Raw genomic sequence first — 14,010 nt, 5'->3', positions numbered from 1 at the left:
TCTTATCCTACTTAAACCGATTTAGTCTTGTCGCTCAACTCTTGTGCAAGCTCTTGGCTACGCTTTTGAGCTGCTGCAAGCGCTGTTTGAATGTTCTGTGAAATCTGAGCACGATCAAACACTTCTAAAGCTGCTTGAGTTGTACCATTTGGAGACGTCACATTTTTACGTAATTCCGCTGGAGAGTTTGAGCTAGTGATTGCCATTTGCGCTGCACCTAATGCAGTTTGTAAGGTCAAAGCTGTTGCTACTTTCTCATCCAAGCCTAAATTCTTACCTGCACGAATCATACTTTCCATTAAATAGAAGAAATATGCAGGCCCAGAACCAGATACAGCTGTCACTGCATCAATTTGTGCCTCAGTATCTACCCAAATCGTTAAACCTGTCGCAGCAAGAATCTGACTGGTTAATTCACGATCCTGAGCATTTACAGCTTCAGATGCATAAATACCATGCGCACCCGTTTGAACAAGTGCAGGTGTATTTGGCATCACACGCACAATACGCTGACTACCACCGATCAGGTCTGAAATTGTTTGAATTTCAGCACCAGCAATAATCGAAATGACGAGTTTATCTGATAACAAATCTTTTAATGGTTGTAATACCGTTGCTAAAACTTGAGGTTTTACCGCCAATACAACGACATCAGCATTTTTAATTGCTTCAAGATTATCTGTTGTGGTTTGGATGCCTTTTTCTTCCAAAATTTGGCGAATTTGCTCAACAGGATCAGAAACCGTGATACGGGTTGTTGGCAATCCACGCGAAAGCAATCCCCCAATCAAGGCTTGCGCCATATTACCGCCGCCAATAAAACAGATATTTTGATTCAATGATGTCGCCATGTTCTACTCGTCATGTAAAAAAGACTGAAAAGAAAAATTATTACAGTCAGTAATTAAACTTGGTTGCCAACCGCCCTGCTCTAGATAGTCAGATTGCGCCAACCAAAAACCTTTTGGGCTAAAGACCCCAAGCATAACATTATCCAAGACTAATATTTGAATTGTATGACGTAACCAAGGCAAAATCTGTGCTTCTTGAATTGCTTTTTTCAGTGGCCAATGTCCAACTCGCCCATAGAGATGAATTTTCTCACCACCTTGACGCTTAATCAGCTTTAAATTTTGTCCTAATAATTTTGTTGAAAGCCCAATTTCTTGCGTATCAATTTTATATCTTCCTGAAGCCACCTGAATAAAATTTCCGATTTGATAATACTGCTCTATGCAATTGGGGAACGGAGAAACTTTTTCTGCATACAACTCATCATAGCGAAGTCGATACAATTTCTTTTGATAACGCACATAATAATGCTGATTGATATGCAAAGTAGCTTGGGCATCAGGCTTTGCTAAAATCACTTCCTGCTGTAGGCGTTGCACCATGTCAAAGCTAGATCGATATTGGTCTGCTCCTTTGATCCATGCTGAGAGTAATTGACGTTGTCGTGCTTCAGATCGCTGCAAAAGCGCATCCAAATCTAAGACATTTTCAGTCACACATTGCTGTATATCATTTTTTAAAACATCATTTAAGATTTCAACAGCATCTTGCATTAAATAGCCGCTACGCGATATTGCATCCTGCATTTTGGGAAAACGCTGTTGTAAAACAGGCCAAAGCATTTCTCTACACCATGCACGATCATAATGCGTATCATGATTGGTTGGATCAGTCACATAATCAAGACTGAGTTGCTGTGTCCACTGTTCAATACGTTCGCGACTTAACTCGAGAAAGGGTCGCCAAATGGTCATCTCACGACGAATATCTATCCGTTGCATTGCAGACAAACCATTTACACCAGCACCCGAAAGCAAGCGCAATAATACTGTCTCAGCCTGATCTTGCTGATGATGGGCCAATACGAGAATTTCATTGGCTTGTAAATGCTGCTGATAAGCTTGATAACGTGCTTGGCGTGCTTGTTGTTCTAGATTTCCTGTTTGAACCGAAACTTTTTGAATAATGCAGGGAATATTGAGTTGATCTGAATGCTGTTGAACTAATGCCCCCCAAGCTCGGCTCGCCTGTTGCAATTGATGATCAACATAGATGGCACGAGTACGTGTTGGGAAAAGTTCAGCCATCAGATACAGCAACAGCATGGAATCCATGCCGCCGCTACACCCAATCAAAAATTGAGTTTGTTCTGAGAAATGCTGTGTCTCTGTTAAGACGCGATGCCTAAATTGCTGCTTCCAAACTTCATTAAACGTTGATAACGTGCTTCGCATCGTTCTTGAGCACCCATTGGTTGCAATTCATCTAAGGCTTGCTTTAATACAGCTTTTAAATCATGCATGACTTGCTCAGGGTTTAAATGCGCCCCCTCACCTTCATCCACAACATATTCAACAACACCTAAAGTTTTTAACTTATCTGCTGTTAATGCAAGTGCTTCACTCGCTTGAGCCGCTTTATCTGCTGTTTTCCATAAAATAGACGCACAGCCTTCTGGAGAAATAACAGAATAAATACTATGTGACAACATGATCACGCGATCCGCCACTCCAATCCCGAGTGCACCACCCGAACCACCTTCACCTAAAACCGTTGCGATTACTGGCACTTTTAAGTTTGAAAGTTGCGCCAAACTCGTTGCAATTGCTTCGGCTTGACCACGTTCTTCCGCACCAACACCTGGATATGCACCCATGGTATCAACGAAAGTAAACACAGGTAAGTTAAAACGTTCCGCCATATCGAGTAAACGCTGTGACTTACGATAGCCTTCTGGGTTACACATACCGAAGTTATGCTGCAACTTCTCGCGGGTACTACGCCCACGATGTTGACCCACGACCATCACTGGTTGACCATCAAAACGTGCAAGTCCACCAATCATCGCACCGTCATCACCATATAAACGGTCACCATGAAGTGCATCAAATTCAGTAAAGATTTCACTGACATAATCTAGAAATTGCGGACGTTCAGGATGTCGTGCAATTTGAACCGTAGCCCAAGCCTTGGACTGAGTCGCTTTATTTTTCATAAGTCGTAGATAATCCCTAACAAGGATGTATTGTTAATCAACAAAATTGTCTGACTGAATATTTAACTCAATGTCCCAATGCTTAAACTGCACCTGCTCATCATGCAGATCAGCAACCAATAAGGGCCATTGTTTAGCATCGCCAGAAACGCTTAGCTGCCATTGTTGATCATTTACAACACTCAGTTCAATGGCAGGAAGCATCTGATCACTACGACTATGGTTCAGCAAAACTGCGAGACGGAGCAATAAACAAAGATAAAGTAAATGGCTACCGCCCACCTTCATCACGTCATTTTTTGCATCTGCTCGTAACTTACGACGATGATGCGAAACCAGATGTGAGAGATGATTTTGGTCAATTTGCGAAAACCCCGGAATGTCAGAATGTTGTAGCAAATAAGCACCATGACGGTGATAACCACCATGACTAATTGCCAAACCGATTTCATGTAAATATGCAGCTCGACGCAGTAAGTCACTGTCTTCAGTAGTTAAATGCAAAGATTGCGCAACACCATCGAAAAGTTGCTGTGCTGTATTTACCACTCGTTCTGCTTGTTTTGGGTCTGCGTTATATCGCCCCATTAATGCTTGCACACTACGATCACGAATATCTTCATGCTTGAAACGGCCTAACAAGTCATACATGACACCTTCTCGCAATGCACCGTCAGAATATGCCAATTTGTCGATATCTAATACTTCATAAATGGCATATAAAATCGCAAGACCAGCTGGCAAAACTGCTCGACGATCTTCACGTAGTCCTTCAAAATCAATTTCTGAAACATTCTTAAATTTCAGCAAACGATCTTTTAACTTATATAAGCCTTCACGCGTTAAATTTTCTTGTTCGTCACTTAAACCTAAATTTACTGAGATTTGACGACAAGCTTTAATTGTTCCACTTGAGCCAACAACAGTATCCCAACCTTCTGATTTGTAAGTATTCGCAATTGCAGAGAGTTCTTTACGGGCAGCAACCACTGCTTTATCAAATGCTTTACTGGTAATTTCACCATCAGCAAAATAAGCTTTACTATATGCTACACAACCCATTTGTAATGATTCAGTATGTAGTGGCTCAAACTCTTCACCGATAATAAATTCCGTTGAACCACCACCAATATCAACTACTAAACGTCGACCACCATTGGCCATGGTATGTGAAACGCCCAGATAAATGAGGCGAGCCTCTTCACGACCAGCAATAATTTCAATCGGTTTGGGTAAAATTTCTGCTGCTTTTTGAATAAATTCGTGGCCGTTTTTCGCTTGTCTTAATGCATTTGTGGCAACAATCCGCAGACGATTTGGTTGCACTGAACTTAATCGCCCAACAAAACGAGCTAAACATGCAAGCCCTCGTTGCTGGGCAGCCTCTGTTAAATTCTTATTTTCATCTAGTCCAGCAGCTAACTGTACTTTTTCTGACATTGAAGCAACTTTCTTAACTTCACCGTGATCAACACGAGCAATTGCGAGATGGAAACTATTCGATCCCATATCAATCGCAGCAAGCAATTCTTCATCAATCAGAAAATCAGACATTATTTATATAAACCCATGTTCAATTCACGCATTAGAGTAATTCACATGCTTACAATTTTAAAGTCATTTTAAGCAATAAAAGTACCGTATTTAATTTTTTATTGCTGAAATGATTGTTTATGTCGATGCTGAACATCGTCAGCATCCATTGGACTTTTATCTACTAAACTTGAATAATCAGAACAAACCCTTACATTGAGTAAAGTAGCAATGTAATATTCATCTTGATGATGATTGAATTCGCACTTTATTTCTTATTTTTGGAGCAACCTCATGTCTGCGACTATTGTTAATACAACTGATGAAAACTTCCAAGCAGATGTTTTAGATGCTGAAACTCCTGTACTTGTTGACTTTTGGGCAGGCTGGTGTGCACCATGTAAAGCAATCGCACCTGTACTTGAAGACTTATCTAACGAATATGCAGGTAAAGTAAAAATCGTAAAAGTCGACGTGACTGCGTGTGAAGATACGGCTGTGAAATACAATATCCGTAATATTCCAGCACTATTAATGTTCAAAGGCGGTGAAGTTGTCGCTCAACAAGTTGGTGCTGCGCCACGTTCAAAACTTGCTGCATTTATTGATCAAAATATCTAATTTAATTTAGGTTATTGAGCACACAGAAATACGTTATTCAATTGATCGCGTATTTCTGAGTTTACATTGACAAATTTCTTTATTTAACCTATATTACTGGATCAAGAAGCTTTGAATGGAATCTACTTCATTGCACTTCTTACAAGACACAAAACATAAGATCGCCGCTCGGCAATAACAATTGTTTTCACATTTCTCTCTGAAACAATGAACCAGACTACTGAATTGTGGTTGTGTAAATACAATTACATCAGCATGTATGTATGCGGTCGATTTTTACTCTTTCCCTAACATAGTCCTCCACTTATTCCATTCTGTCTGACCACTTATGAACTTAACTGAACTCAAGAAAAAACCCATTGGCGAACTCATTAAAATTGCGGAGTTTATGGGCCTTGAAGGCATGGCGCGTAACCGTAAACAAGATATTATTTTTGCTATTTTAAAACGCCATGCAATGAATGGCGAAGAAATTTTTGGTGATGGCGTTCTAGAAATCCTTTCTGATGGTTTTGGTTTCTTACGCTCTGCGGCTGGTTCATATTTAGCAGGCCCTGATGACATTTATGTCAGCCCGTCACAAATTCGCCGCTTTAATTTACGTACTGGTGATACCATTACAGGTACTATTCGCCCACCAAAAGAAGGCGAACGTTATTTTGCTTTATTAAAAGTAAACCAAATTAACTACGATACACCTGAAAACTCACGTAATAAAATTCTATTTGAAAACCTCACGCCATTATTCCCAACCGAACAATTGGTTATGGAGCTTGGTAACGGTACAACAGAAGATTTAACCTCCCGTGTTGTCGATTTGATTGCACCGATCGGTAAAGGTCAACGTTCTATTATTGTTGCACCACCGAAAGCGGGTAAAACAATGTTACTGCAAACAATTGCTCAATCAATTGTACGTAATAACCCAGAAGTCTTCTTAATTGTACTTTTAATTGACGAACGTCCTGAAGAAGTGACGGAAATGGAGCGTACCGTTCGCGGTGAAGTGGTTGCATCAACATTTGATGAGGCTCCTGCTCGACACGTTCAAGTAGCCGAAATGGTCATTGAAAAAGCGAAACGCCTTGTTGAACATAAAAAAGATGTTGTGATTCTACTCGACTCAATTACCCGTTTAGCACGTGCATACAATACTGTGATCCCATCATCAGGCAAGGTGCTTACAGGCGGTGTGGATGCTCATGCTTTAGAACGTCCAAAACGTTTCTTCGGTGCTGCACGTAATATTGAAGAAGGTGGTTCACTCACAATTATTTCTACTGCTCTTATTGAAACGGGCAGTAAGATGGATGACGTGATCTACGAAGAATTCAAAGGTACAGGTAACCAAGAGATTACACTTGATCGTCGTATTGCTGAAAAACGTGTATTCCCAGCAATGAATATCAAGAAATCTGGTACTCGCCGCGAAGAACGATTAATGGGTGAAGAAAATCTACGTAAGGTTTGGATTCTACGTAAGTTACTACATCCAATGGATGAGCTTGCTGCGATGGAATTCTTATTAGATCGCATGAAAGAAACCAAGACCAATGATGATTTCTTTGATCAAATGAAACGAAAAGCATCAACCTAAAGCTTCATTTAAAAAGCTACCTTAATGGTAGCTTTTTTTATTTGGTTGACAGGATTACATAATATTTACATTTTGATTTAAATTCTCACAAAAACATCAATCCTTTGTTTTATATATTATTTTTTAAGAAAAATCAGAAAGATACAGCCTAAAACCGATATTAAATAAAATAATTATAGTTATTTTCTATCAAAAAAAAGCCAAATTCTGTCCATTTTTGTCGTTTTGTTGGACAGAACAGTAGTAATTCATGATTTGCTTTGATACGATAGCTCCAGACCAGTTAGGCTGCTCCCTGCGTTGTTACCTAAAGCGTTTAGGAATAATAAAAGCACAAACAGACTAGCTCAGGTTTTTTTTAATCTCACAATTTTATGAGAGTGATGCCATGTTATTCAAAAAATTTGCTGTTGTTGCTGCTATTGCTACTACTTTAGCTTTCGTTGGTTGCTCTAAGAAAGAAGAAGCTCCAGCTGCTGACGCTAACGCTGCTGCTTCTGAAGCTGTAGCTGCTGCTTCTGAAGCGACTACTGCTGCTTCTGAAGCTGTTGTTGCTGCATCTGAAGCTGCTGCTCCAGCTGCATCTGAAGCTGCTCCAGCTGCATCTGAAGCTGCTCCAGCTTCTGCTGCTCACTAATCTATTTAATAGATTAAAAAAAGAGAACCTTTCGGTTCTCTTTTTTATGTTTAAAATTTTTTATTATTAAAACAAGAATAAAAAAGCAGATCAATCGATCTGCTCATTTCCAACGCGCTGTCTAAATTTTTGACCCGCTCTGAATGTCACTACACGACGAGCTGAGATTGGAATCTCCTCCCCAGTCTTAGGATTACGTCCAGGACGTTCGCGTTTATCACGTAATTCAAAATTGCCAAACCCTGATAGTTTGACTTGTTCGCCAGCGATTAATGCTTGGCTGATCTCATCAAAAAATAACTCGACCATTTGTTTTGCTTCACGGCGATTTAAGCTAGTAAGCTCACTCAAATGGTCCGCCATCTCTGCTTTTGTTAATGCTGTCATGAGGCCCTCAATGTCGCTTGGTAAGTGTTTTCCAACACTTGAATAATATTATCCATACCAGATTTAATTTCAGCATCTTCAAGCGTACGAGTTGGATGTTGCCATAACAATGCAAATGCCAAAGAGCGTTTACCTTGTTCAACCCCTTGCCCCGTATACACATCAAACAACCATGTTGAGTCTAATAACTCTCCACCAGTTTGCTTAATTAACCGCTGAATATCTCTTACCTCAATCTTATCAGAGATTAAAAGCGCAATATCACGTCTAACCGATGGAAAACGTGATAATTCTGTAAAATTAGATACATAAGATTGCAAAACAGCCTGCTGATCAAGCTCTGCAACCCAAGTAATGCCCAAATCGAGTGCATTTTCTAAAGATGGGTGTAATCGCCCTAAATAGCCAATTGACTTTCCATCAAGCAAAATTTCAGCAGATTGTCCTGGATGTAACCAAGCTCTCTCACTACGTGCGTACTCGACGTTGATACGACCCGCTGCCAAAATTTCTTCAATCTCACCTTTAAAATCGAAGAAATCCATTGCTTGTGGCTTTGCATGCCATGATTCAGGGACTAATGAACCAACTGCAATTAGTGCTAAAGTTGGGATTTGCTTGAGATCATGAATATCTTTTGCGTCTTGGTAATCAAAACGCAAACCTAACTCAAAGAAACGCACACGTTGCTGTTGACGGTTTAAGTTGTATTGCACACAAGGAATTAAACTTGATAACAAAGTACTGCGCATTGCCGCCAAATCACTTGAAATTGGATTAGCAAGCATCAAAGGCTGTACATTTGGATTAAGTTGTTTTTCAAATTTAGCGTCAGCAAAACTAAAACTAATTGCTTCTTGATAACCCAATGTTGCAACAGTTTGACGTAACTGAGCCATTTCAAAACGATCTTGGTACGTCTCTAATTTCACGTCAATTTTTGGCAAACTGATCTGAATATTATCGTAACCATCAATACGAGCAACTTCTTCGATGAGGTCTTGATAGATTGCCATATCATAACGATGTGATGGTGGTACAACACTCCACTCACCTTGCGCAATCGTTTCAACCACACAACCCAAACGAGTCAGTGCATCAGCAATAAAATCACCCGCAACTTGATAGCCAAGCAATTGATCAACTTGTGCTTGTTGCAGCTTAATCGCTTCACGTTTTGGCAATAAATCTGTTTGTTCCGCCACTGTAATTGGTGCAAATTCACCACCAGCGAAAGCTTGAATAAGTTCAGATGCACGATGCATCGCGATCATAGGTAATTCAAAATCAACACCACGTTCATAACGCTGTGATGAGTCAGTATGCAAACCAAAACGACGTGCACGACCAGCAATTGCTAATGGCGCAAAGAAAGCACTTTCAAGGAAAATATCTTGCGTATCATCAGTTACCGATGAGGCTAATCCACCCATAATCCCTGCGATTGCCAAAACTTTCTGATCATCAGCAATAACCATGATGTCATCTTGTAATTCAACTTCTTGATCATTCAACAATGTTAATTTTTCTTGTGGTTGCGCTTGACGGACTTGAATTGAACCTTGAATTTTAGCTAAGTCAAAGGCATGCATCGGTTGACCTAGTTCAAGTAACACATAGTTAGTGATATCAACCAAAATACTATGGCTACGGATCCCTGAACGCGTTAACGCTTGTTCCATCCACTCAGGAGTAGCTGCTTTAACATTTACATTTTTAATGATACGACCTAAATAACGAGGTGTGCCTTCTGTGCTAATCGTTACGGTTTTTTCATCGCTAATGGTTGCTGCAATTGATTGAATTTGAGGTGCATTGACTTGTAATTGGTTAATGACAGCAATTTCACGCGCAATACCACGAATACTAAAACAGTCACCACGATTTGGCGTGATACTGATATCAATCACATTGTCATCAAGTTTCAAATATTCACGAATATTCACGCCCACTGGCGCGTCAGCAGGTAATTCCAACAAACCATCGATTTTGTCTTCTAAATCAATCTCAGAAGCACCGCAAAGCATCCCTTGTGATTCCACACCACGCAGTTTGCCTTTTTTAATTTTAAAATCACCCGGTAACACGGCACCAATTGTTGCAACAGGCGCTTTCATACCAACATGAACATTTGGAGCACCACATACAATTTGTAGCGGCTCACCCGAACCAATATTTACTGTTGTTACACGTAAACGATCAGCATCTGGATGTTGTTCAACCGTGAGAACTTCACCAATCACCACACCTGTGAATGGCTTCGCAACTGGCGCTAATTCATCCACCTCCAAACCAAGCATAGTCAACTGATCAGAAAGTATTTCGCTATCAATCGCTGGATTAACCCAAGTGCGTAACCAATTTTCACTAATTTTCATCTGTATAAACCTTATTTAATCCTGAAAAAACTGTTAGGCAAACTGGCGTAAGAAACGCACATCGTTTTGATAGAACATACGTAAATCATTGATGCCATAACGCAACATCGCAAAACGCTCTACCCCTAAACCAAAAGCAAAACCTTTGTATTTATCAGGATCAATCCCTGCAGCACGAAGTACATTTGGGTGCACCATGCCACAACCTAAAACTTCTAACCAACGGCCACGCTCATCCATGATATCCACTTCTGCACTTGGCTCAGTAAATGGGAAATAAGATGGACGGAAACGTACTTTTAAATCTTTTTCAAAGAACTCATTGAGTAGGTTAATCAATAAGCCTTTCAACTCAGCAAAACTGGTATTTTCAGCAACATACAACCCTTCGATCTGATGGAACATTGGCGAATGGGTTTGGTCAGAGTCACAACGATACACACGACCCGGACACACAATACGAATTGGTGGCTGGCTAGTTTCCATGGTCCGAATTTGTACGCCTGATGTATGTGTACGAAGCAAATGTTTGGCATCAAAATAGAAAGTATCATGCATTGCACGTGCAGGGTGATGCCCTGGAATATTTAAGGCTTCGAAATTATGGTAATCATCTTCGACTTCTGGACCATGTGCAACTTGGAAACCAGCTTTAGTAAAGAATTGGCAAATACGTTCTTGTACTTGCGTCACAGGATGAATACTTCCCATACGCTGACCGCGACCAGGCAAAGTAATATCAATCGTTTCACTTGCTAATTTTTTTGCAAGCTCGGCTTGTTGTAATGTCTGTTGACGCTCAGTCAATGCGGCATTAATTGCTTCACGAACAGCGTGAATCGCAGCACCTTCTACTTTACGCTCTTCAGGATCCATTTTTCCAAGTGCTTTCGACTGTTCTGCAAGCTGGCTTTTTTTCCCTGTAAATTGCACACGAGTTTGATCGAGTGCAGCAAGGTCTTGAGCCGCTGCAATGGCAGCAAGCGCTTCAGTGGTCAGGGCTTCCAGTGACATAGTAACTCTCAAAGCAACAAAATTTAAAAATATAATAAAACGCTATAGTTTATCAGCTTTTTACCTGTTTTATGAAGCTAAACCGTGGTTAAAATTGGAGCCTTAATAAGTTTTTACTTTATGGATGAAACAATAATAATATGAAATAGATACAGTTATTTGTCGTTAACGCTAGCCAATAATTTAATAAAATGTATAAGATAACGATATCGTCAATGAGAAATGACCAAGATGGCACTTGATCAAATTTGGAAGCAACAGCTCACACTTGTCACATATGGTAATGAGTTTCTATCTGGAGACCTCAATTTCAGCCGTTGGATTGAACATCCGATCTTCGAGCAACACAGTTTCAACTTCCGTGACTTGATATCGCAACATTTACTGGCACAACATTTCCAAATTTGGCTTGAAGGCCTAAAAAAACAAGGTGTAAAGAAGTTAAGTCTACATTTATCGAACTTGCTAAATGATGAACAAAACCCAAATGCCAATGTTGAACTACTCCCTTTTGCTCACTTTATCGTAAGCCACCAAGCCAATAAAAAGACAGCTTGGATCTGTGGGCATGAACTCGCAGAATGGTATAACAGTGATAATGATTTTGAAGCGCCAACTTCTCAAAGAAACCCTTTAAGACAAGAGATTTTTTGGGGCTATACTCTAAATGATAAACTTGCAAAAAAAGTTGATATTGATCTACAAAAGCTAAATTGGAATGATGTAACAAGGTACTTGGAGCGAGAACTCTTTGACAGCAAATACGCTCAATACTTCTCAGAACCAACACAACAAGACTTCCCATTTTATGGTTATGAAGTTGACCATAGCAGTATTTCAAGTCATCAACTTGCAATTATTCCAACAGATTATCCAGCTGATTGCGCCCATCGTTTGCTACATCGTTGCGAAGCATTGACCGAGTATTTAGAACAACAAAGACAGCATCCTTATAATGAAGCTGGTGAACTGATTAGCCCTGAAGAGCAAATTAATTTACGTAATTTTTCCCAAAAGACGGATGATTTATTTTCTAAACTGATTGTAAAAATAGCGAACCATTATCAAACTGCCGAGCTGACCACTGAGCCAGAAATCATTGATAGAACGATGGAAACATCACAACATTTCAATCAGGCACAACATCATAAAGTCAGCACATCTAGTGTGATTAAACTCATTGTTATCACAGTTATTATATGTATCGCAGCTTATTATTTTGGACTATAAAATCCATCATTTTTATACAGTATTAGAGTTCCCACTGATAAAGTAACTCTGTTTTGCCCTCGCCGAACTCTGGCAGTTCGGCTTCACCTATTAACTTAGCGCCCATTTTTTCATAGAAGAAGCGACTTGGGTTTTTATTAAACACTTCTAGTCGAATGAAGGCATAACTTTGACTGAGCGCGTGGCTATAAAACTGTTTAAACATTTGACGACCAATACCCTGATTTTGAGTTCTTGCAAACAAATAGAAAGCTCGAATTTCAGCAACATCATTATTAGGATTTAAATAACCATCCAAAAAGCCAAGTACTTGATCATTTTCCACATAAACCAACAATTGATGCTCGACACTTATATAAATTTCTCGCCATAACAAGAGTTTTTCTTGAACATCAAGTTGATCCAATACCTCCTGTTTAATGATATTTGTATATGTCTCCTTCCAGCATGCAACATGCACTTCGGCAATTTGAGGCAAATCATTTAAAGTTGCTAAGCGTATTTCACCATTATTCAACTGCTGCAATACGATCTCCTCGATATCATTACTTTTGAACCGATTGGGTCAGTCCACAATACTCTTTTGAAGCTTCTAATCTATGAGTTGTTCTCGAACACGCATTAAAGCGAAACCTAATAGATTTAAACCTAACCATTGAGACGGATCCTGAATATGTTCATGCTCCTGAGCCATTCCTACACCCCAAATCGTATCAACTGGCGATGCTTCAACTAAAACGCGGTCCTGTGTATTTACCAAAAAATCCCTTAGCGCTGAGTTTTGAGAAAATTTAGCAAGGTTTGCTTGTACAACAATATCAAAACGCTTTTCTTTCCATATCTGATCATCATAATGCTGCACTTTTCGCCCCAGTTGTTTAGCCTCATTTGGATGTTTAACCTGCAAAATTTGTGCAAAAACCAGTTCATCATTAAATAATTTTGCTTTTTGCGCCATCATATAATGCTCAGCCGTGAGATATTCAATGCCATCCAATTTAAATGTTGATGGATACCACTGGCTTAAACAACTTTTATCAACAAGATCAGCTTGTTTGGGTGTATGTCCCCAAAAATATAAATATTTAAACTTTTGTCCTTGTTGGATGTAATGAATTAAATCATTTAAGAAACGGTCATCTTTCATTGTTGATCTCAAATTATTATCTATTATTAAAAATTAAATACTTTAAAATAAAAAAGACCGCTAAAAGCGGCCTTCTTTTGAATCTCTAAGCTTATGCAGCTAATGCGCCTTTAGCTTTTTCAGCTAAAGCAGCAAATGCTACTGCATCATGCATAGCGATGTCAGCTAATACGCGACGGTCGATGATCACTTGAGCTTTTTTCAAGCCATCGATCATACGGCTGTATGACAAACCGTTTTGACGAGCACCAGCATTGATACGCGCAATCCATAAAGCACGGAATTGACGTTTCTTTTGACGGCGGTCACGGTAAGCATATTGACCAGCTTTGATTACCGCTTGGAACGCTACGCGGTAAACGCGTGAACGAGCACCATAGTAACCTTTAGCGCGAGCAAGAATTTTTTTGTGACGGCGATGAGCCTGTACACCACGTTTTACACGAGCCATTTATAATC

At 39.7% G+C, this 14,010-nt stretch carries 14 protein-coding genes; 4 read left to right on the top strand and 10 right to left on the bottom strand.

Going from position 1 to position 14,010, the window contains the following annotated elements; translation table 11 throughout:
* Positions 1-11: 11 nt before the first annotated feature.
* From proC to ppx, 4 genes are read right to left on the bottom strand one after another with little or no spacing between them, the layout of a single operon-like run.
* Positions 12-851, bottom strand: a complete 840-nt coding sequence (gene proC / locus ACF8D3_RS10840; protein ID WP_392471484.1) for a pyrroline-5-carboxylate reductase — start codon at positions 849-851, stop codon at positions 12-14.
* 3 nt (positions 852-854) lie between these two features.
* Positions 855-2,246, bottom strand: coding sequence for a tRNA lysidine(34) synthetase TilS (gene tilS / locus ACF8D3_RS10835; protein WP_392471483.1), 1,392 nt, complete (start codon positions 2,244-2,246; stop codon positions 855-857).
* The gene (locus tag ACF8D3_RS10830; protein WP_004881800.1) at positions 2,183-3,007 is read right to left on the bottom strand and encodes an acetyl-CoA carboxylase carboxyltransferase subunit alpha; all 825 of its coding nucleotides are present in this window, start codon (positions 3,005-3,007) and stop codon (positions 2,183-2,185) included. Before ACF8D3_RS10830 ends, tilS begins: the two co-directional genes overlap by 64 nt.
* Positions 3,008-3,040: 33 nt before the next feature.
* Positions 3,041-4,561 (bottom strand): exopolyphosphatase, encoded by a 1,521-nt coding sequence (gene ppx / locus ACF8D3_RS10825; protein WP_004881799.1) that lies wholly within the window; start codon positions 4,559-4,561, stop codon positions 3,041-3,043.
* Between the two features lie 273 nt (positions 4,562-4,834).
* Here ppx and trxA point away from each other — a divergent pair, with 273 nt between their 5' ends.
* The 3 genes from trxA to ACF8D3_RS10810 all read left to right on the top strand — a co-directional run bounded on the left by trxA (position 4,835) and on the right by ACF8D3_RS10810 (position 7,395).
* Positions 4,835-5,161 (top strand): thioredoxin, encoded by a 327-nt coding sequence (trxA, locus tag ACF8D3_RS10820; RefSeq protein ID WP_004881797.1) that lies wholly within the window; start codon positions 4,835-4,837, stop codon positions 5,159-5,161.
* A gap of 328 nt (positions 5,162-5,489) precedes the next feature.
* Positions 5,490-6,758 (top strand): transcription termination factor Rho, encoded by a 1,269-nt coding sequence (gene rho / locus ACF8D3_RS10815; RefSeq protein ID WP_004881796.1) that lies wholly within the window; start codon positions 5,490-5,492, stop codon positions 6,756-6,758.
* A gap of 388 nt (positions 6,759-7,146) precedes the next feature.
* Positions 7,147-7,395, top strand: coding sequence for a hypothetical protein (locus ACF8D3_RS10810; RefSeq protein ID WP_392471482.1), 249 nt, complete (start codon positions 7,147-7,149; stop codon positions 7,393-7,395).
* Between the two features lie 90 nt (positions 7,396-7,485).
* Here ACF8D3_RS10810 and ACF8D3_RS10805 read toward each other — a convergent pair whose 3' ends face one another.
* Genes ACF8D3_RS10805 through pheS form a run of 3 tightly spaced genes read right to left on the bottom strand, consistent with a single transcriptional unit; the run spans position 7,486 to position 11,174 of the window.
* The gene (locus ACF8D3_RS10805; RefSeq protein ID WP_004664224.1) at positions 7,486-7,782 is read right to left on the bottom strand and encodes an integration host factor subunit alpha; all 297 of its coding nucleotides are present in this window, start codon (positions 7,780-7,782) and stop codon (positions 7,486-7,488) included.
* Complete coding sequence (gene pheT / locus ACF8D3_RS10800) at positions 7,779-10,160, bottom strand: phenylalanine--tRNA ligase subunit beta (RefSeq protein WP_392471481.1); 2,382 nt, start codon at positions 10,158-10,160, stop codon at positions 7,779-7,781. Before pheT ends, ACF8D3_RS10805 begins: the two co-directional genes overlap by 4 nt.
* A gap of 33 nt (positions 10,161-10,193) precedes the next feature.
* A complete protein-coding gene (pheS, locus tag ACF8D3_RS10795; RefSeq protein WP_392471480.1) occupies positions 10,194-11,174 on the bottom strand; it encodes a phenylalanine--tRNA ligase subunit alpha in 981 nt (326 codons plus the stop codon).
* A gap of 231 nt (positions 11,175-11,405) precedes the next feature.
* On the opposite strand from pheS, the gene ACF8D3_RS10790 reads away from it, so the two are divergent.
* Positions 11,406-12,404 (top strand): hypothetical protein, encoded by a 999-nt coding sequence (locus tag ACF8D3_RS10790; protein ID WP_392471479.1) that lies wholly within the window; start codon positions 11,406-11,408, stop codon positions 12,402-12,404.
* Between the two features lie 22 nt (positions 12,405-12,426).
* Here the strand turns inward: ACF8D3_RS10790 and ACF8D3_RS10785 are convergent, their stop codons facing one another.
* The 3 genes from ACF8D3_RS10785 to rplT all read right to left on the bottom strand — a co-directional run bounded on the left by ACF8D3_RS10785 (position 12,427) and on the right by rplT (position 14,002).
* Positions 12,427-12,930, bottom strand: coding sequence for a GNAT family N-acetyltransferase (locus ACF8D3_RS10785; RefSeq protein WP_392471477.1), 504 nt, complete (start codon positions 12,928-12,930; stop codon positions 12,427-12,429).
* Positions 12,931-12,996: 66 nt separating this feature from the next.
* Positions 12,997-13,551, bottom strand: coding sequence for an NADAR family protein (locus ACF8D3_RS10780; RefSeq protein ID WP_136458357.1), 555 nt, complete (start codon positions 13,549-13,551; stop codon positions 12,997-12,999).
* A 91-nt stretch (positions 13,552-13,642) separates the two neighbouring features.
* Positions 13,643-14,002: a 50S ribosomal protein L20 gene (gene rplT / locus ACF8D3_RS10775; protein ID WP_004867327.1), complete on the bottom strand. Its 360-nt coding sequence runs from the start codon at positions 14,000-14,002 to the stop codon at positions 13,643-13,645.
* Positions 14,003-14,010: the final 8 nt, after the last annotated feature.

This window comes from Acinetobacter sp. YQ_14, from assembly GCF_043102985.1.
In the GTDB taxonomy this organism is placed as follows: Bacteria; Pseudomonadota; Gammaproteobacteria; order Pseudomonadales; family Moraxellaceae; genus Acinetobacter; species Acinetobacter venetianus.
The sequence above is the reverse complement of the archived record's forward strand: the minus strand, read 5'-3'. Positions and strand labels throughout refer to the sequence as shown.